Source organism: bacterium (genome assembly GCA_004299235.1).
Lineage (GTDB): Bacteria > Chloroflexota > Dormibacteria > Dormibacterales > Dormibacteraceae > SCQL01.
Genome location: SCQL01000033.1, coordinates 80,555 through 99,596, shown reverse-complemented (window position 1 = coordinate 99,596; position 19,042 = coordinate 80,555). Strand labels below are relative to the sequence as shown.

General features: G+C 70.4%; 14 protein-coding genes. 7 read left to right on the top strand and 7 right to left on the bottom strand.

What is annotated here, in order from left to right; all coding sequences use genetic code 11:
• Positions 1-3 precede the first annotated feature (3 nt).
• Together EPN29_12925 and EPN29_12920 are read right to left on the bottom strand one after the other, a co-directional pair.
• A complete protein-coding gene (locus tag EPN29_12925) occupies positions 4-1,530 on the bottom strand; it encodes a hypothetical protein (protein ID TAN31554.1) in 1,527 nt (508 codons plus the stop codon).
• Positions 1,531-1,569: 39 nt separating this feature from the next.
• Entirely contained in the window at positions 1,570-3,027 is a 1,458-nt protein-coding gene (locus EPN29_12920) for a hypothetical protein (protein ID TAN31553.1), read from the bottom strand.
• 66 nt (positions 3,028-3,093) lie between these two features.
• Between EPN29_12920 and EPN29_12915 the strand changes: the two genes are divergently transcribed.
• Complete coding sequence (locus EPN29_12915) at positions 3,094-3,519, top strand: hypothetical protein (GenBank protein TAN31552.1); 426 nt, start codon at positions 3,094-3,096, stop codon at positions 3,517-3,519.
• On the opposite strand, the gene EPN29_12910 is transcribed toward EPN29_12915, so the two are convergent.
• The 4 genes from EPN29_12910 to EPN29_12895 all read right to left on the bottom strand — a co-directional run bounded on the left by EPN29_12910 (position 3,516) and on the right by EPN29_12895 (position 8,493).
• Positions 3,516-3,941 carry an HIT family protein gene (locus tag EPN29_12910; protein TAN31551.1) on the bottom strand — a complete coding sequence of 142 codons (426 nt, stop codon included), beginning with the start codon at positions 3,939-3,941 and terminating at the stop codon, positions 3,516-3,518. The two genes, EPN29_12915 and EPN29_12910, sit on opposite strands and share 4 nt — an antisense overlap.
• 15 nt (positions 3,942-3,956) lie before the next feature.
• Positions 3,957-6,449: a hypothetical protein gene (locus EPN29_12905; GenBank protein ID TAN31550.1), complete on the bottom strand. Its 2,493-nt coding sequence runs from the start codon at positions 6,447-6,449 to the stop codon at positions 3,957-3,959.
• A gap of 194 nt (positions 6,450-6,643) precedes the next feature.
• Complete coding sequence (locus EPN29_12900) at positions 6,644-7,915, bottom strand: MFS transporter (GenBank protein ID TAN31549.1); 1,272 nt, start codon at positions 7,913-7,915, stop codon at positions 6,644-6,646.
• Complete coding sequence (locus tag EPN29_12895) at positions 7,861-8,493, bottom strand: CPBP family intramembrane metalloprotease (protein ID TAN31548.1); 633 nt, start codon at positions 8,491-8,493, stop codon at positions 7,861-7,863. Before EPN29_12895 ends, EPN29_12900 begins: the two co-directional genes overlap by 55 nt.
• On the opposite strand from EPN29_12895, the gene EPN29_12890 reads away from it, so the two are divergent.
• Positions 8,474-9,094, top strand: a complete 621-nt coding sequence (locus EPN29_12890; protein TAN31547.1) for a hypothetical protein — start codon at positions 8,474-8,476, stop codon at positions 9,092-9,094. The genes EPN29_12895 and EPN29_12890 overlap by 20 nt on opposite strands.
• Positions 9,095-9,105: 11 nt before the next feature.
• Here the strand turns inward: EPN29_12890 and EPN29_12885 are convergent, their stop codons facing one another.
• A complete protein-coding gene (locus tag EPN29_12885; GenBank protein ID TAN31546.1) occupies positions 9,106-10,593 on the bottom strand; it encodes a hypothetical protein in 1,488 nt (495 codons plus the stop codon).
• A 109-nt stretch (positions 10,594-10,702) separates the two neighbouring features.
• Here EPN29_12885 and EPN29_12880 point away from each other — a divergent pair, with 109 nt between their 5' ends.
• From EPN29_12880 to EPN29_12860, 5 genes are read left to right on the top strand one after another with little or no spacing between them, the layout of a single operon-like run.
• Positions 10,703-11,827, top strand: a complete 1,125-nt coding sequence (locus tag EPN29_12880) for a DUF2029 domain-containing protein (protein ID TAN31545.1) — start codon at positions 10,703-10,705, stop codon at positions 11,825-11,827.
• A 30-nt stretch (positions 11,828-11,857) separates the two neighbouring features.
• Positions 11,858-15,064 (top strand): ATP-dependent helicase, encoded by a 3,207-nt coding sequence (locus EPN29_12875; protein ID TAN31544.1) that lies wholly within the window; start codon positions 11,858-11,860, stop codon positions 15,062-15,064.
• Positions 15,061-18,204: an ATP-dependent helicase gene (locus tag EPN29_12870; protein ID TAN31543.1), complete on the top strand. Its 3,144-nt coding sequence runs from the start codon at positions 15,061-15,063 to the stop codon at positions 18,202-18,204. The genes EPN29_12875 and EPN29_12870 overlap by 4 nt, the downstream gene beginning before the upstream one ends.
• The gene (locus EPN29_12865; protein ID TAN31542.1) at positions 18,201-18,524 is read left to right on the top strand and encodes a hypothetical protein; all 324 of its coding nucleotides are present in this window, start codon (positions 18,201-18,203) and stop codon (positions 18,522-18,524) included. The genes EPN29_12870 and EPN29_12865 overlap by 4 nt, the downstream gene beginning before the upstream one ends.
• Positions 18,525-18,580: 56 nt before the next feature.
• On the top strand, positions 18,581-19,027 hold the full coding sequence (locus EPN29_12860) for a hypothetical protein (GenBank protein TAN31541.1): 447 nt from the start codon (positions 18,581-18,583) through the stop codon (positions 19,025-19,027).
• Positions 19,028-19,042: the final 15 nt, after the last annotated feature.

Sequence of the window (19,042 nt, the reverse complement as noted above, 5' to 3'; positions counted from 1 at the left end):
GCGTCAGATCCGGCGCCCCGTCCCCGCCCAGTAGGGCTCACGCAGCCTCCGCTTGAGCAGCTTGCCCGCCGCATCGCGCGGCAGCGCGTCGACGAAATCAATCGATCGCGGCTTTTTGTAGCCCGCCAGCCGCTGGCCGCAGAAAACGATCAGGTCGGCTTCGGAGGCCGATGCACCGGCCCGGAGCTGCACCACCGCCTTCACGGACTCGCCCCACCGCTTGTCCGGGACGCCGATGACAGCGGCGTCCATCACCGCGGGATGCGCGTGCAAGACCGCCTCCACCTCCGCCGGGTAGATGTTGACGCCACCCGAGATGACCATGTCCACGCGCCGGTCGCAGATGAAGTAGTAGCCCTCGCCGTCCCTGTAGGCGACGTCGCCGACGGAGAAAAACCCGTCGTGTAGGCTCTGCTCCGTCGCCTCGGGCCGGTGGTAGTACTCCGCCAGCCACGTGTTGCGAACCATGAACTCGCCGGGCTCGCCGTCAGGGACCTCCCTGCCGTCGTCGCCCACCAGGCGGATCTCCTGGCCGGGCACGGCGGTGCCGCACGAACCGGGCTTGCGCAGCTGGTCCTCGGGCCGCAGCACGGTGTTGATGCCCGTCTCGGTGGCGCCGTAGAACTCCCACAACACTTGGCCGAACGTGGCTTCGGCGTGGGCTTTGAGCGCATGCGGGCACGGGGCCGCGCCCAGGAGCAGGGCGCGCAGCGAGGAGACGTTTCGCGGCCGTCTCTCCTGCGCCTCGATGAGGCGTTGCAGGAGCGTGGGCGCCATGAACGTGGTCGTCACGCGATGGCGTTCGATCAGGTCGAGAGCCTCCTCCGCGTCGAATCTCGGCTGCACCACGACCGTCGCGCCGAGCACCTGATGGAGGGCCGAGAAGAGAGAGACGGCGCTGTGATAGCCAGGGCCGCACATCAGGTGGACGTCCGATTGGCTCAGCGCGAAGATCGAGATGACCTGCAGCACGTTCTCGACGTTCACCCCATTTGGACGCCACGCTCCCTTGGGGTGACCGGTGGTGCCGGACGTGTAGATCATCGAGGCGCCGAGCCCGCCGGCCACCGCAGCCTCGGGCGCCTGGTCCGAGGCGCCTTCCGTCAGGGCGCGATACGAGAGCCAGCCCGCGGGCGCCTGCTCCCCGGCGGCGACGAAGCGGAGATCACCATCGATCTCGGCTCGGGCTGAATCGACCACTTCCACGTGGTCGGGCCCGGCGGCCACCACCCTGGCCCCCGAGTCGTTGATCAGGTAGGCGACCTCAGAGCCGCGCAGCCGGTAGTTCACGGGCACGAAGATCAGGTCCACGCGACGCAGGCCGTGGCCGATCTCGAAGTTCTCGATCGAGTTGAAGGTCATGACGGCGACCCGGTCCTGGGCCCTGCACCCCAGGCCCCGGAATGCGTGGGCCGCCTGGTTGGCGCGCCTGTCCAGGGTCGCGAAGTCGATGGACCTTCCGCCGCAGATGATCGCGGCCTTGGTCGGTATGGTCTGGGCGTGGCTCCCGAGGAAGTCGAAGTCGGCCACGCCGCCAATCCTAAGCGCCGCCCTCGCCGCCGTACGCCCTCAGGGCGAAGGCGTCGGCTTCGCCTCCGAACATGGCGTGCCGGCTGCCAACCCGAAGGTCGAGGGCATCGGGGGCACGCTGCCCGTGATCACCACCCGGTACCGGAAGCACGCGCCGAGCAGCTCCCAGCTGGTCGACGGCGCCCAGTGATGAAAGACCACCCCCGCCGCCAGCGGCGGGTACTGCTGCAGCACCGCCGGGGTGGCATCGGCGATGGATGAGATCGGCGACGGCTGGGTCGAATCCCACTGCCACAGGTACACCTTGGTCAGCGGTCGAGCCTCCGGTGTATCGGCCGCGGCCGGGAGCTTGGTCGCCTCGAGCAGCGCGTCGACCAACGCCTGCGGGCCGGGGCCGGCCTTGACCAGCGCAAACGTCCTGGTGGGCATCGGGCCCGACCAGTCGACTCCCATCACGGCGCCTCCGGTCAGATAGCGGTTGGCGGGCGGCGTGCCGTCCGATGCCGAAGCGCTGTACACCTCGAGCTCGCCATTGACCGCCACCGCCAGGAGCTTGGCGTCGGGGCTCCACGCGAGCCCATCCACGTGCGGCAGCTTGGAGTTGATGTGCCGTGGCGCGGTAGCCGGATGCGGCGGCGGCGACGAGGGCGAGCCGCTCGGCGCCCCCGTGCCTGCGGCCGAGCTGGGCGGCGCCGGCGGCAGCCCCGAGTTGATCGGCTCGATCACGGCGCCGTGATCGGGCAGCGACACCGCCGCCATCGTGCCGTCGGCCGAGATGGCGATCGGGCCGTCGTCCGGTCCCAGGGGCAGAGGGAATGGATTCAGGACTCCGGCATCCGCGTTGAGCCAGTACCACGCGCCGGTGCCGAATGCGCGGACGGCGATTAGACCGGAATCGCCGGGAGCCGCCCCCTGGGTGAAGAACGCCGCCTGGGCCGGCGGTCTGGACAGCACCTTCAGCGCCCCGACCGGCTGCGTGAGGTCGAGCGCGTCGACCTCATAGCTGGCACAGCAGCCGAGGGTCAGCGCCAGGTAGTGCGCGTTGGCGACCAGCCCGAGCGGACCCTCGCTCTGGGCGTCCGGCGAGGCGGCCAGGGGCTCGACGACGCCGGTGAACGGGTCGACCCGGAACAGCCAGTCGTACGGGACCACGCCCGCGGTGGTGCGGCGCTCCGCCGGCCGGTCGTCGTGAATGGTGAAGTACAGGACGGGGTAGGGCACGCCGGGCGCGGGAGCCCACACCGGTCCCGCCACCCGGAAAGCGCCGCCGGCGGGCAGGGGAGCGACGATGGCGGCCTTACCGGTGGCCGGGTCCAGGACGCCGATCCCCTGGCCGGCCACGTACGCGATCAGACCCTTCGACAGGCCGCCGGATATGGGGGTCGGTGAGTGGACGGCGGTCTGCGTTCCACCGCCGCAGGCAGCCGCCAGGAGCACAGCCGCGGCCAGCCCGCCCAGGCTTCTGGCCGCACGCTTTGGAGTCTCAGACTTGGGCAAGTACCCTGCCGATGTTATCGCCACCGGTGTTACCCGGACCCGGCCGGGCCCGTTGCGTATTCGGAGATGAGAAGCCTGCTGGCGGCGCCGCTCGCCGCGCTCGTCCTGGCCGCCTGTGGCGGCGCGGCCACCGGTTCGGGCGCCGGTCCGAGCCCCACCCCGAGCGTGGCTCCGGGGCCTGGGTTCGACCTGGCGGTCACCGAAAGAGATCCATCGGCGACCATGCGGGTCGGCCAGAAGATCGAGGTCGTGTTGCATGCGTACAGCGGGATGACGGACTGGAGCCATGTCGCCTCCAGCGACACGTCGATCCTGGAACCCACGGTGAACCCCGCCGCCACCGCCGTCCGCGGCGTCACCCTCGCCGGCTTCAAAGCCGTGGCGCCGGGCCAGGCCGAGATCACCGCCGGCGCGGGTCCGCGCTGCTCTCCCGCTCAGGCCTGTCCGATGTACGTGCTGCAGGTCGCGATCAAGGTCACGGTCACGGCCTAAGAATGCGCGCCGCGAATCGCGGCGGCGATCGTCTCCAGCGCGGGGCGGCCGGGCGGGCTGCTGTAGGAGTCGGGGAAGGTGAGGCCGAAGCCGTCGTTCGGATAGCGTGGGATGACGTGGACGTGAAAATGAGGCACGTCCTGGAAGGCGACCTCCCCATCGGCGACGAAGAGGTTGACGCCGCTGGCGCCGAGCGTGTTTCGCACCACCGACGCCAGATGACGAGCGACCCAAAAGGCCCGCATCGCCACCGTCTCGTCGAGGTCGGACATCAGCACCGCGTGTTCACGCGGCACGACCAGCATGTGGCCCTGCGTGATCGGCTGGATGTCCATGAACGCGACGACGGTGTCGTCCTCATGGGTGAAGCTGGCCGGCAACCCCCGCCTCAGGATCTCGCAGAAGACGCACTCGTCGGTCAATTGGCAGCGCGAAGCTTAAAGGGAAGAGCCGCTGCCCGACTCCGGCTCCGCCGGCGGCTCCAGGGGGGCCGCGGTCGCGGAGGTGGTGAGGTGGTGCTCGACCGGCTCGAGAGCCGCTGAGCGCTCCTCACTGCCGTTGACGCCGGCGGCGGTGACCGAATCCACCGGCTCCGAACCATCGGGTGCGGTGACCGCCTCGCCGTTCACCGGTCCGTCGGCCGGGGTCCGCTGCCCGCGGCGGCGGCGCCGGGTGCGCCTGTCTCCGCGGTGGGGTCGCGAGAGTCGCTGGACCTGCGAGCGGATGCCGACGCGCTGGCAGGCGGTGACGACCGCGCCCACGCCGGCCACCAGCCCCTCCTTCTTGGCGTGCTCGAAGAGCGGACCGAACAACTCGGGCGCGCCCCCGATCACGGTCTTGGAGTCGCCGACGATGACGAGCAGCTTCTTGGCTCGGGAGATGGCCACGTTGACGCGGTTGGGGTCGTTGAGGAAGCCGATCGCGGCGCGGTCGTTCGAGCGGACCAGCGAAAGGATCACGCCGTCCGACTCGCGGCCCTCGAACGCGTCCACCGACTCGATGTCGTCCGGCGGCACGATGCCCTTGAGCGCCGATTGGAGGCGGTTGACCTGCGAGTTGTACATGGCGATGACCGCGAGCTTGGCCTTGCGAACCCGGCGCCGGATGATCGAGGTGATGTCCTTGCAGAGCGCGACCTCGAACTCATTGGCGACGGATCGCTGCGCGTCGCGGTATTCGTCCTGGGCGCCGGTGTCGACCCAGACGAGCTCGCGATCGAACGGCCACGGCAGCGGCATGCGCGGATGCGGCGCTTCGTGGATGAGCTTGCCGCCGTAGAACAGGTCCGAGACGGCCCGGCCGATCGGCTCGCGCATCCGGTACTGGCGCGGCAGCATGATCCTCGATCCCGCCGGGACCTTGTCCCAGATCCAGCCGTAGAAGCTGGCGTCGCGCACGACCTCGTCGAGCGGCTGCTCGATCTTGAACGTGGAGGCCGCCTCCTCCATCACGGGCGGCAGCTGGTTGAGGTCGCCGATCATCACCCACCGCTTGGCGAGCGGCATCAGAGCTAGGGCCTCGTTGGCGCGCACCTTGTTGGCCTCGTCGAGGATGAGCCAGTCGAACACCTTGAACCGAAGCCGCGAGTCGATGGCGAGGCGGTTGCACGTGCCCGCGACCAGGTTGTAGGGCTCGAGGTCGTCGCCTTCGACGAGAGTCGGGCGCAGGCGGCGCGGCACCTTGCCCGGCTCGGCGATGCGGGCCTGGCGGACGTGGGAGAAGCCGAGCAATCGCTCCTGCCCGGTGTCGACCGCGTCGTTGGAATGCGATGACAGGAGGATCGACGACCCCGGGTTCTTCCCGAGGATGCGCCGGATCGACTCGACGATGGCGGTGGTCTTCCCGGTGCCGGGCGGTCCCTGGATGAGGTAGAGCTGGCCGGGGCGCATGCCCATGACGCGGGCCACGGCCTCCGCCTGCTCCTCGTTCGGGTCGGGCAGGTGATGCGCTTTCTTGCCGTCGAGCGGCACCTGCGGCGGGCTGCCCAGCCAGCCGGTGTCGGCGAGCTCGGCGGCGAGGGCTCCGGAGCGCGGGCTTCCGATCTGCAGCTGGCGGATGACGGAGCGCTGGGCCTCGAACATCTCGACGCTCGCCGTCGGCAGCACGATGCCCTCGTCGGGCAGCGGGTCGTAGCGGCGGAAGCTGACCCAGAGGTTGGAGCCCTGGATGCGGTCGAGGGACATCCCGCGGTATTCGGGGAAGCCGGCCGAGCGCACTGTCAGCGAGTCGATGCCGCGGTATATGCGGCCGTCGGCGTCATCGACGAGGTGGAGCATCGCGCGCACGTACTCGCCGCCGCGCATGTCCTCACCGCACTCGGGGCAGTGGATGCCGTTGGAGGTGGGGACCTCGGTCTCGCACTTGGGGCACTCCATCCACTGCTCGGTGGCCTCATAGCGCCGGACCGCGGCCTCGGCGAGCTTTTCGCGGTAGTCGCGCAGGTGCTCGATGAACCGCATCGTCGAGTCCAGGATCGGAAGCGTCTTCGCCTGGTCGCGAAGGATGATGGCGGTGAAGCCTTCGAGGTCGCCGTCCCACTCCTGGACCACGTGCAGCTCCTGGTATCGGAGCCGCAGGCGGTTCCTCTCCATCTCGAAGTCCCCGTCCAGGTCCTGCCAGTCGGTGATCTCGAGCGCCAACCCCATGGGGGTCCTTCCCAGCCTGCCGGTGAGCAGGGTCTGCCGGACCTGGCCGACGAACTCCAGGGGCTTGTCAGGCTTGACGAGGGTGTAGGTGCCGTCGATGATCCGCTGCTCCTCCAGCACCTGGCGCAGCAGCTCGGCGCCGCCGGCAGCCTCCAGCGCGGAGACCTTGGCCGCCGCCGGCGTGCCGGGGCGAACGCGGATGCCGAGGCGGCCGGTCTGGATCTCCTCGCCCGGGATGTCGGGATTCCAGAGCGGGAGGACGTCTCCAGGGTTGGGCGTGCTCATCTCAGGCGAGCCTCGAGAATGGCCGGGTACGGGCGAACCGTGAAATGGGGATCAAGTCACTTAAGAAGGGGTCCCAGGCGGGACCGAGCACCCCAATGGGCAGGGCTTACGTTAACACAGGCGGCGGGGTTGCAAGATTGCATAGGCCGTTCATCACCGATCTCGATCGGGGGCGGCAAGGCCAAACGTTCCTCTCAGTCGGGAAGCGGGGCCTGCTTCGTCTCCGGCAGCCAGAAGAGCAGAAAGGCGCCGGCGAGCGCCGGCACGCCGACGATCTCGATCGCCCGTCCAAGACCGGCGGACTGCGAGATGAGACCGACCGCCTGGAGGCCGGCGATGCTTCCCACCGCCGCCGCCACCGCCCCCACGGCCTCGGCGGTGGCTCGCGCCCGGGTTGGGAACAGCTCCGCCGACCAGGCGCCGAACACCGGCGCGGCCGCGCTGGCGAACGCGCTCCACAGCACGTTGCCGGCGAAAAAGCCGGCTGCCGAGGTGGCGAAGCTCAAGCTGGCGGAGATCGCGGTGGCGGCGGTCAGCGCGATCGCCGGAGCGCGCCGGCCGTAGCGGTCGCTCAGGAATCCGCCGGCCAGGAATGCGGTCGCGCCCACCCCGCCGGAGACGGCGATCAGCACGCTGACGGCGAGCGGCGACAGCCTCAGCGCCCGGCTCGCGTACACGGTGAAGAGGAGCCCCGCCGGCTCCAGCAGCACGGCCAGCAGGGCGGTCGTCGCGGCGATGACCGCCACCCGCCGGAGCCATGGCGCCGTCATGAGCAGGCGCAGCGCGGATCCGCTCAGGCGCACCCCCTGCCAGGTCCGTCCCTCGGGCAGGCGGAACCAGATCGCCGGCGCCGCCGGCAGCCCGATCCCGCCCGCCAGGAAAAGCCACCGCCAGTGCGGCGCCACCATGGGGTAGCCGGCCACCGTGATCGCGGTGCCGGCGCCGGCGAGCAGAGCCAGCACGCTCACCGCCTGGCCGCGTCGCGCCGGCGGCGCCTCTTCGACGATGAGCGCCGTCGCCACGCCGCCGACCAGCGCCTCGAAGCACACCGCCACCAGGCGGAGCAGGGCGAGCGCCGTCAGCGAGGGCGCGAACGCGCTGGCGAAATTCGCCAGCGAGAAGCCGGCCACCCCGATGGCGATCAGGCGGCGCCGCCCGAAATGGTCCGCCAGCGTCGCCAGCGGGAGCGCCCCGAGCGCCCCCAGGGCCAGCACCGAGCCCAGGTTCGAAAGCGCCGGGGTCTGCGCGTTGAAGTCGGAGGCGACAGCGGGCAGCGCGAGCACGAGCACCGAGCCGTCAAACGCGGCGAGGACGACGGCGAGCCCGGCCCAGACAAGGGTCCGCTGCTGCCGTGGGTCGAGATCGATCACGCGCATGTATATTCGGCGGGCGCGATCCGGCGGCGCCAGGCCTAGAGGAGCCGCAGCTTCTTCAGCAGGTACGGGCCAGGGCCGAGGAAGCCGCATGTGGCGGCGATGTGCGCGATAGAGACGCCGAGGACCGACGGCGGCCCGGGCAGAATCCAAAAGGCGATGCCCAGCGGCACGCCCACGAGGGCGGTCGCGAACGTGTCGGCCCACGCCCACCGGCCGAGACGGTGATAGAGGACGTAAACGGTGGTGGCGATCACGAATCCCAGCGGCGGCCCCCACAGGCTGCCGAGGCCGCCCTGCAGCAGTCCGCGGAAGAAGGCTTCCTCGATGGGCCCGTTGAAGAGATAGAAGCCGGCCTGGAACCAGGCGTCACCGGCGTCGGCCGGAACGCTCAGCGCCCCCCTTCGGCGGGTCAAATACAACTGCACCGCGACCGCGATCGCGAACATCAGCGGCGCCGCGACGGCGGCAAACAGCGCTTGAACATCAGGCCGGCCCAGCCCCAACCCAAGCCATGCGGGCCCGTGGAACAGCTGATCGGCGAGGGCGCATGCGGCGGCAAGGGGCAGGAGACGGACCAGGAGGTCGGGGCGCATCCAGGCCCAGCTGTCGGGAATACGAGTCGACACCAGGCGGGTTGCAGTCTTTGGCGTGGGGGATCGGAAGGTCATGGAGTTCGAGGTCTTCTACGACTACCTGTGCCCATTCGTGTATCGGGCATCAGTCCTGCTCCAGAACGTTCGTGATTCAAAGCAGCGCGAGCTCAAGGTCGGGTGGCGTTACTTCTCGCTGACCCAGGTGGCCTCCAAGGATGACGGGTGGACCGTTTGGGATGCGCCGGCCGCCGACAGGGTCAGGGGCCGGCTGGCGTTCAAAGCGGCGGCGGCGGCTCGCCGTCAGGGACGCTTCGATGACTTGCATATGCCGCTCCTCCACGCGCGCCACCGCGATCGCCTGGACATCAACCGGGTCGACGTGGTCGAGCGCGTCGCCGTCGAATCCGGCTTGGACCTCGATCGCTTCCGCCAGGACATCGCCGACCCCGATATCCTCCGCCCCCTGGCGCGCGACCACCGGCACGCCGTGGCGGAGCATGGCGTTTTCGGGACGCCGACATTCGTCTTTGCCGGCGGCGCCGCGGCCTACGTGCGTCTGGCGGACGCGCCGGAGGGCGCCGATGCGCTGCGGATCTTCGACGGGCTCGTCGCCGTGGCGATGGGCGAGCCTCGGATCCTCGAGATCAAGCGGCCGGTGAAGCCCTCGCCGGACTGAGCCGCGTCCCCTCAAGTGGTGCCGATGGGCGCGTAGACGACGACGCCGTCGATGGTCGCCACCGCGTGATACCGGCTCGCCACGAGGCCCGCCAGCACCGGGTAATCGCGCATCGGATAGGTCGCGAAATCGCTCCAGCCGGCGGCGGCGGTGTCGACGATGAGGGATGGCGGATGGGCACGGAGATCGGACTCGAGCAGCGGCCAGACATCCGGCGTCGTGTCCCAGTTGCTGGGCGGCAGCCCGGAACCGCGCGCGAATCCACGCAGGAAGCCGGGAAAGCGGCCGGACATCAAGCGGTCTGATTCGATGTAAAGAGCCGGCCAGTCGCCCCAGACGAAGACGCGGTCATCCGGCCGCGTGTGGTCGTGGATGTACGCGGCGACCAGCTGGTGCCGCGGGACGGGCGGGCCGAAGTCATAGGTCAAAGGATCGGCGCTGAGGTCGAACGCCCACCATGCGATCGCGGGGATCGCGATGCCGGCGGCGGCTGCGATCGCCACCCACCTGCGCGCGGACACCTGGTCGAGGGCCATCGCCGCGACCAGTGCGAGCGGCCCCATCGCCTGGATGAAGTAATGCCATGAGAGGTGGCCGCCGGCGAGCGATCCCAGCATGCCGGCGGAGAGCCAGAGCAGGACCAGCCGCTCACCCGGCTGCAGGCGGGGCCAGCGCCACGCGAACCCGATCGCCGCCACCCAGGGCACGGCCAGGTCGACGAAAAAGGGCACGATGCTGTCCTGGGCCCGCGGCCAGACCACGCCGGGCGTCCAGTTCGTCGACGCGTATCCGTAGAGGCTGCCGACCGTCCAGCGCCAGAAGCCGGGAAGCGAACCCGTCAGCCCCACCAGCAGCGCGCCCGCCACCATGCCGGCAAGGATGCCGCCGGCAAACCTCCCTGATGCACGCCACCGCCGCCCAGGCGGCTCGAGCCACACGATGGCGACGAGGACCAGCGGCAGGTTGACCGCCGCCACCTGCCGGAACGCCCCCGCCGCCACGAGCAGCACGCCCGACCAGAGCCACTGGCGGCGCAGCATCAGGAGGACGGAGGCCGTGAGCGGCAGCATCATGAACAGCTCAGTGTTCGAGGCGAGCAGGCGCGGGTTGCCGGCGGCCGTGATGACGCCGTAGAGGAGAGCCGCCAGCAGACCGGCGCGGACGCTCGCGAGGTCGCGGCCGGCGATGAAGAGCAGCACGCACGTGGCGGCGACGACGGCGAGCCCGACGGCGTGAATCGCCGTCATCTGATAGGCGCCGGCCAGGTGAAAGGTCGCCGCGTAGACCCAGAAGATCCCGGGCGGCTTGTTGTCCACTCCGCCTTGCGCATAGAGCTGGGCGCCGGTGTTCATCAGGGCCGCGATCGAGCCGTAGATCGCCTCATCGCCGTCGAGCAGCCGGTGCAAGAAGGACGGCAGGTGCGCGACGATGACCGTGACCGCGACCACCGCCCCCCAGAACAGGGGCTGAGCGCGGCGTGCCGTCGCGAGCCCTGCCATGCGTTTCGACTATAAGGTTGAACGCGGCCCCTCCTCGGTCGCCTCCCTGCCCCAGGAGGCGAAACCGGCACATGAGAGGCCCGCGCCCGGACTGCGGTAACGTCGAACGGTGACCACCACCCGCCGCCTCTGGCTGGTGCTCGGTTTCGGCGTGGTGCTGATCGCCCTCGCGGTCGATCTCTCGCACCGCGCCGAGGCCACCGGCATCGACTTCCACACCTACGAGGCGGCCGCCCGAGTCGGCCTGCAGCAGGGCTGGTCGCACATCTACGACCAGCCGCTGGTCGCGGCCGAGCAAAAGCTCCTGGTGCCGAGCCAGAGGTCGCAACCGTTCCTCAGCACTCCACCTGTCGCCTGGCTGGCCGCGGCGCTGGCGCCGCTGCCCTACGTGCCGGCCTACGCCGTCTGGGCGGTCCTCGCCTTGTTGGCGTTTGCCGCCGCGCTGGCCTGGTCGGGCGCGAGCCATGGCGTGATCAGGTGGATCGCGGTCGCGGCGGCGATCGCGCCCTGGTGGGTGCTGCACGCGGTCGTCCTGGGGCAGGTCGTGCCCCTGGTCGCCGCCTGCGTGGTGGTGGCATGGCGGCTCCTGCGCGAGGATCGCAACGTGGCCGCCGGGCTGGTCCTCTCGTCGCTGCTGCTGAAGCCCAACACGGCGATCCTGGTCCCCATCGCCCTGCTTGTGGCCGGCCGGCATCGGAGCTTCATGACCTGGGCCGTCGCGGCCGCTGCGCTGGTCGGCGTCAGCCTGTTGATGCTCGGGCCGCATGGTGCCTCGGCGTACCTGAGCCAGCTGGCCGGACCGCTTCCGAGGGGCGCGCAGTCGCTCACGCTCGAAGGCGCTCTCGGCATCGGCGGAGTCGCCGCGGCGGCGGTCCGCCTGGCCATCGTCGGCGCCGCTCTGGCGGCGGCCTTCAGGCTTCGAGAATCGCCCGGTCTGGTCATCGCCGTGGCCGCGGTCGCGTCGCTGCTGGTCGCGCCGTACCTCCACGCCTCCGATCTCTGCCTGCTGGCCGCCGCCGGGTGGATGGTTTGGGAGGACCGGCCGGCGGCTGCGTGGCGTGCGGCGCTGGCGGTGGGATGGATCATCGCCAGCCCATTCGTGTTCTTGAGCGGGGTGGGTCCCAGCCTGAACCGCTGGCCGCTGCTGGAGCTGGTCCTGCTCGCGGCGCTGGTGGTGGCGGCGTGGCGGCCCTTGACAGGCGCGGCTGACTTGCGAACACGGGCGCCTGCATAATCAGGTCGCCCGCGCCAATCGGAGGAGTCTTTGCCACTCGACATCCATGCAATCGACGGACCACTGCGCGTGCTCGCCGGGCCGGGCACCGGCAAGACCCATACCCTCGTCGACCTTTACGAGCAGGCGGTGCGTGGAGGCACGGCCGGGCGCGGCGAGATCCTGGTCCTCACGTTCTCGACCGGGGCCGCCGCCGAGATCGCGCGCCGGATCGATCAGAGGCTCGAGGACGACTACGGCGAGGCGTGGATATCGACCTTCCACAGTTTTTGCGCGCGCCTGCTGCGCGAACACTCGCCCGATCGCGAGCGGCTGCTGCTCAACGGGTTCCAGGAGTGGATGGTCATGCGGCGGGTGCTCGCCGAGCTGGACCCTGCCGTGCTGGGGTCGCTGGAGGGGGTCCGCCGATCCGACGCCTTCGCGCGGGACGTCCTGACCTTCGTCGCTCTGATGAAACAGAACCTGGTCCTGCCCTCACCGCTTCTGCTCGCCGCCGAAGCGAGCGCAACCGAGCGCCTGCGCGTGCTGGCGGCCGCGTATCAGGCGCACCAGGACCGCATGCGGCGAGCGGGGATGCTCGACTTCCGCGACCTGATCATCCGCGCCATCGAGCTCCTGCAGTCCAACCTTGAGCTGCGCCAGCGGATGCGTGACCGGTTCCGGCTCGTGCTGGTCGACGAGTTCCAGGACGTCGACCCGGCGCAGTTCGAGCTGCTGCAGCTGATCGCGCCACCGCAGGCTCATCCCCGCCTGGTCGTGGTGGGCGACCCCGACCAGTCGATCTATGGGTTCCGTGGCACCGTGCCGCGCCTGCTCAGCCATGACTTCACCGCGGTGTACGGCGGCGCCACGGAGCGGCTCGAGGAGTGCCGCCGCTGCTCCCAGGAGGCGCTCGACGCCGGCGAGCATCTGCTTGCCGCCACGCAACCGGGCCGTCCTCTGCGCGCGCTGCGGACCACGGTCGAATCGCGGCCGCCCACGGTGGTCGTCACACGCGAGAGCGACCCCGTCGACGAGGCGTTCTTCTGCGCTCGCGAGATCAAGCGCCTCCTCGCCGAATCGCCCGGGCTCCGGCCCCGCGACTTCGCCATCCTGCTGCGCAGCACGACGACGCTGGGTGGGCCTTTCGAGGAGGCGCTGCGCGCCCTCGGCCTTCCCTATGAGGTGCGGGGGTCCGGCGCCACCGCCCGCAATGAGGTCGTCCGCTTCCTCGTCGGCTACCTCGAATCGCTGCGCCGGCCCGATGATCCCGACGCGTTCGAAGGCGCCATGGCCTCGAGCCTGGGCGGCGTCGGGGCCAGGACGCTGAGCCGTCTGCGCGCGCACGCCCACGAAAGGGGCAGGCCTCTCCCCCGCGTGATGCGGCGCCTCATGTACGTGCTCGCCGGTCGCGACCCCCAGCGTTATCCACTCCCGTGGGGTGGCGAAGCGCCGGCCGAGGAGAGCCCCGCGCCCGATTACATGGAGTTCCTCACCGCAGAGGAGCTGGGCAGCCTGCACGCCGCCATGGTCGCCCGCCACCGGCTGGTCGGTCGGGCGTCGACGAGCTCCTTGGCCGCCCTCGCCTACTCGGTTCTCATCGAGGATGGCGCCATGCGCCGCCTGCTCGACCTCGAGCTCCCGGCGGAGCAGCGCGAAGAGGCGATCGCCGACCTGCGGGCCGCGATCGAAGGCCTGGAGGCGATCGAGGTGGTGCACGAGCGGCTGCACGGCTCGCGGCCGAAGCTGGCCGACATCACCGGTTCTCTCGAAGCGCTGCTGGCGGGCGCGGCCGACGACAGCGAGGCGGCCCCGGGCCGCCGCGATGCGGTCCAGGTGATGACCGTCCACCAGGCGAAGGGCCTCGAGTTCGAGGTCGTTTTCTGCGCCGGTTTCGCGCACGGGCTGTTTCCCCTCGATGCGCGGCCGCATCCGCTGCTGGAGACCGAGGACCGGGCGTGGCTCGAGCGATTCAAGGTGGGCTTCATGCCCTCGTGGCCGTCCGATCCCGACGGCCACCTGGCGGAGGAGGCGCGACTGGCCTTCGTCGCCATGACGCGGGCCAAGCGCCGCCTGTACATGACCTTCGCCGACGCGTACCTCCGCCAGGCGGGCCCGTCCGTCTTTCTGGGCATGGCGTCGCCGGCAGCCGAATCGCGCCAGCTCACGCGCGCGTCCGCACGTTTGCAGCCGGCCGACGTGCTGCTGGCGCGCGAGGCGGAGGTGCTGATCGCCTCCCAGCCGGGCACGCTCAGCGACGGCGCCGTAGCACGCGCGGCACGGCTCGGCCTCGAGGTGGCCTTCCTGGCGGATCCCGAGTCGGGCGAGCCGTTCGAGCCCTACGGAGCAGACCGCAATCCGGCGTCCGTCCACATCGACCATTTCAGCCCGACGACGCTCAACGACTACCTGAAGTGCCCGCGGCTCTACTGGTACAACCACCATCCCGGGCTCATCGACGAGCCGCGCTCGGTGGCGATGGAACGGGGCGGCTTCCTGCACGAGGTGCTCGAGGATTTCCACGCCCACGAGCCGGAGTGGCGGCCGCTCGAGTCCGAGCAGCAGAAGGCGTGGCTCGAGACCGCGCTGCAGGGACATCTCGACGGCTACCTCTCTCGCATGGAAGGCGTCCTCGACCGCAGGCGCGAAGAGCGGCAGGTGCGATCGCTGCTCGGCAACTACATCAGGTTCGTCACCGGCAGGCAGGTCATCCGCAGGCTCGGCACGCTCGCGATCGAGCGCCGGTTTCACCTCGAGCTCGACGGCGTCGAGATCGTGGGCAAGATCGACCGGGTCAACGACGTCGGCGACGGCGAGGTCGAGGTGGTCGACTACAAGACCGGCTCCGGCAAGCCGATGAGGTACGCGTACGAGGCGTACTTCGGCCCCGAGCTCTACGACGTGCAGCTGGCGCTCTACTACATCGCCTGCCGCCACGGGTTCGATGACGAAGGCAAACCGCTCGGATTCCAGCCGCGGTTCCTTTCGCTCTGGTACCCGAAGGACTGGGTCTGGGGCGGCATGCGCCAGGACATCTTCAGCGTCGGCCGCCCGGCGGGCCTCAAGGAGTACCGCGAGAGACCGCTCACCACCGAAGACCTCGAACGCAGCCGGTCGGTCGTCGTCCAGGCGATCGCTCGTATCCAACAGGGACATTTCGAACCCGCGCCGCGCGATCTGCCCGGTACCTGCGTGACGCGTTTCGGCGGCTGTCCTCACGCCGCGGTCTGCCCCTACGGAGGGGCACCGCCGGAATGAGCGCCTCGCGGGCGGCGGGCCGTCCCTCGTTGAGCCCGGAGCAGGCCGCAGCCGCGCACGCGGGGCCCGAAGGCGCGTTTCTCATCGCGGCCGGACCGGGCACTGGCAAGACGTTCACCGCGACCGAGCGCTTCTGCTGGCTCGTCGACCAGGGCGTGCCGCCGGATCGCATCCTCACGGTCACCTTCAACGACCGCGCGGCGGACGAGCTCAGGCAGCGGATCACCAAAGAGCTTGCGAACCGCCGCCCGGACTCGCGCGCGGCGGCTCCAGAGGTTCTCGACGGCGCGTGGATCGGGACCTTCCATGGCATCTGCGCGCGGCTGCTCGATGAGTTCGCCTACCTCGTCGGCGCGCCGCGTGAGCTGCAGGTGCTGGACGAAACCGGACAGCGATTGTTCGAGCAGGACCTGGTCTCCAGGTTGCGCAGCGGCGCTGCCGCTCCGCTGGACCCGGACTCGTTCAGCGCTCTGGCCGTGGAGGACCTGGACGACCTGCTGCGGTCGGGCCTTCGCTTCCTGCTCAAGCTCAAGGGCCGCGGCATCAACCCCGACCACTTCCACTCCCGCGCGCTGGCGCTGCACGGCCGGCACTGGGGGGCTCGCCCCGCCGGCAGCCAGGCCGCCAACGGGCGCGCGGGCCCTGACCCCGCGCGCGCCGAGCTCGAGGCTATCGAGGTCCTCCACCTGGTCTACCGCACCTACGAGGATGCGTTGCGTGCCGGCGGCCTGCGCGACTTCGACGACCTGATCCTCGAGGTGATCGACGCGCTCGAGCGCGTGCCAGAGTTCCGGCGCCGCTGCCGCGAGCGGTTCCGTTACCTGCTCGTGGATGAGTTCCAGGACACCAACCGCATCCAGCTCGATTTCATCCGCCTGATGGCCGCCGACCACTTCGCCAACGTCGCCGTCGTCGGGGATGCGAAGCAATCCATCTACGGCTGGCGCGACGCCGAGATCGAGAACATCCGCAGCCGGTTCCCCGGCCGCCCTCTACCCCTCACCCACAACCGCCGTTCGTACCAGGGCATCCTCGACTGCGCCACGGATTTCATCCGGCGCGACCGTGACTTCGCCGCCGAGCCGGACCTGGTCGCGACCCGCGGGTCCGCGGCGCAGCCGGTCACCGTGGTGATGGCGCCGGACTCGAGAACCGAAGCCCGCACCGTGGCCGAGACGATCCGGCGGCTGCACGTGGGCGGCCGCCCTTTCTCAGACATCGCGATCCTGGCGCATTCGATTCGCATGCTCCCGCGCGAGTTCGAAGACGAGCTTCGGCGCCAGGGCATCCCCTACATCACCAGCGGTGGCTCAGGCTTCTTCGACCGCCAGGAGATAAAGGACGTGCTGGCGCTGCTCCGTCTCACCGAGAACCCGATGGATGACGGGGCCCTCGTCCGCATCCTCCAGGGTCCGATCGTCCGCCTGCCCGACCGCGGCATGTACCGGCTCGCCGCCCGGCGGTTCGGCCGTAACGGCATGCGGCTGCGCGACTGCTTCGACGAGTCGGGCGGCGAGGGCTTTCCCGAGATGGACGTGAAGGTCTCCACCGAGGCCGTGCGCCTGGTCGAGCTCACCGATCGCCTCGGCCGGCTGCGCGACGCCCTCACAGTGGCGGACATCCTCAACCGGCTGTTGGAGGAGAGCGGGTATCTGCGCTGGGCGGAGCTGCGGGCGCATCGGGACGGCAGCCCGCGGGCTCTGCTCAACCTGCGGAAGGTCTTCCAGCTCGCGGGGCGATTCGAGCGCGACCTCGCTCTCGCGGGCATCGGCGATTTCGTGCGGCATCTCGACCAGGTGATCGACGCCGAGCTCCCGGTGGGAGAGGCGGCGGAGGAATCGGCCACCACCGACGCCGTGTCGCTGCTCACCATCCATGCGGCCAAGGGCCTGGAGTTCCCAGCCGTCTTCCTGGTCAACCTGCGACCGCCGCGGCCGCGGGACACCGAGCGCCTGTTCTTCGATCCGGACGGCCTCGGGTTCGTGATGAAAACCTGGCGTGGAGAGAAGCATCCCCGGTACGTCGAAACCTCCCCGGGCGCGCCCGCCGTGGCACTCGCGCTGGGCGAGCGGCGGCGCATCGTGTATGTCGGATTGACCCGCTCCAGGGACGCGCTCTACGTCACCGCCACGCGGGATGAGCCGTCGGCGCACGAGGTCGGCGCCGCCGGGCGCAACGGCGCCAACGGCGTCGATCACGATCACTTCGCCGAGATCCTCAGCTGGGCGCTGGCGCACCCCGAATCCGCGGCCGTGGTCGAAGCGGAGCAGCTGGAGCTGCCGGTGGGCCGCCTCCCTAACGGCCAGGCGGCCGGCGGTTCGGCGGTGGTGGAGGAGGTCCTGGATCGACTCGAACGGATACGTCCACAAGAGGCGGAGGTCGCGGCCGCGCCGCGGCCGAGCGTCGAGCTCAGCTTCTCGCAGCTGCACGATTTCGAGGTCTGCCCGGTGCGGTATCGCTTCAGCCAGGTCTGGCGGGTGCCGGCGCCGCCAGACGATCTGCTGCCGCGATTCGCGCAGGCTGCCGGTTCCACCGAGCTTGGCGCCGCGGTGCATCAGGCGCTCGCGGCCTGGCACGCATGGGGCGGCGACCTGCTCGAGCTCTACTCAGGACCGGAGACCGGGCGCGAGATGCTCATCCGCTACCTGACTCATCCGCTGGCGACGGCCAGGACGCTCGGCGTCGAGGTCGGGTTCAACATGCAGCTGGGAGGGACGCGCGTCCGAGGCCTGGTCGACCGGATCTGTGAGCTCGACGGGCGAATCGTGCTCGTGGACTACAAGACCAACGCCACTCTCGATGCCCCGCTGCTGGAGGCCTACTCACTTCAGCTGCGGCTCTACGGCCTGGCGGCAGGTCGAGGCTTGCTGGCCGGGCGCGCGTCGGGCGCGCACGCCGACTCCGGGGTGCGCGCCCAGGGCGCGGACGAGCCCAGGCTGCTCCTGTTCGACATGCGCCGGGGGCGATCGATCGATGTGACGCCGGACGACGCCGGCGTGCAGGCACGAGTCGCGGCGGCGGCGGATCGGATCGCCGCCGGTGATTTCAGGCTCGGACCCGAGCACGCACAGCGACCGTGTTCGCTATGCGCCTACCGGCCGATCTGCGCCGACGCGCGACCCGCGGCCTCCAAGGGGTGAGCGGCGACCCGCCGCTGCGCGAGCGCTATTTCGAGCGCCGTCAGATCCGAGCCGCGATCGCGTTCGCCGAGGCCGGGGGCATCGCCGTCCATCGCAACTTCGACCACTACCACGGCTCGACGATCCGGGGCCTGAGGCGCGAGCGGCCGTTCCTCCACGTCATCGGCCTGCGCCCTCTGCTCGAGGAGTGGGGGCGGCGGCAGGGCTTGCGGCCGGAGTGGATCCAGCCCGAGAAGCGGCGAAAGGTCGCCCACTATGACGTGTTCGGCCCCCCCGCCCAGGCCCTGATCGAGCGCCTGCAACCGGTTGACACCGCTTGACGCATTGCGTTATGCTGCAACGCGTCAACCAAGGAGCACCAGGAGGCTCGATACAGATGAGCACGGACAACAAGCAAATCGCGGACACGGCACAGGACGCCGCCCCCACGGTCGCCGAGGCCTCGGTCCCGATCGGATCGGCGCGCCAACGGGGGAAGGGGTTGGGGCGTAAGGGTGCGCCCACCGCGGGCCCGGTCAACCGCCGCGTCAATGCGCGGCTGAACGCGATCCTCCCCGAGAGACAGACTCTGTGGGGCGTCGAGCTGAACGGCAAGCTGCCCGAGAAGGTGGCCATTCGGGGTCTGCACCTGGTCAAGCTCCAGGCGCGCCGGCAGGATGTCGTGGGCGACGTCGCCAAGCGCACCCTGCGAATCTTCAACGGCTCGTTGAAGACGATCGCCCGGACCGCGACCCGCCTCGAGCAGGCGAGCGAGCTCGCTCCGCGCCGCGAGGCCGCGGCCCGGCGCCCGCGTCGCCGCGCCGTCAAGCGCCGCTCCGCCTGAGCCGGCGGCGCACTC

Excerpts from the sequence above, each read along its gene's own strand:
- EPN29_12915 (TAN31552.1), top strand. The coding sequence starts at position 3,094 with ATGAGAAGCCTGCTGGCGGCGCCGCTCGCCGCGCTCGTCCTGGCCGCC.
- EPN29_12905 (TAN31550.1), bottom strand. The coding sequence starts at position 6,449 with ATGAGCACGCCCAACCCTGGAGACGTCCTCCCGCTCTGGAATCCCGAC.
- EPN29_12900 (TAN31549.1), bottom strand. The coding sequence starts at position 7,915 with ATGCGGCTTCCTCGGCCCTGGCCCGTACCTGCTGAAGAAGCTGCGGCT.
- EPN29_12895 (TAN31548.1), bottom strand. The coding sequence starts at position 8,493 with ATGACCTTCCGATCCCCCACGCCAAAGACTGCAACCCGCCTGGTGTCG.
- EPN29_12885 (TAN31546.1), bottom strand. The coding sequence starts at position 10,593 with ATGGCAGGGCTCGCGACGGCACGCCGCGCTCAGCCCCTGTTCTGGGGG.
- EPN29_12870 (TAN31543.1), top strand. The coding sequence starts at position 15,061 with ATGAGCGCCTCGCGGGCGGCGGGCCGTCCCTCGTTGAGCCCGGAGCAG.
- EPN29_12860 (TAN31541.1), top strand. The coding sequence starts at position 18,581 with ATGAGCACGGACAACAAGCAAATCGCGGACACGGCACAGGACGCCGCC.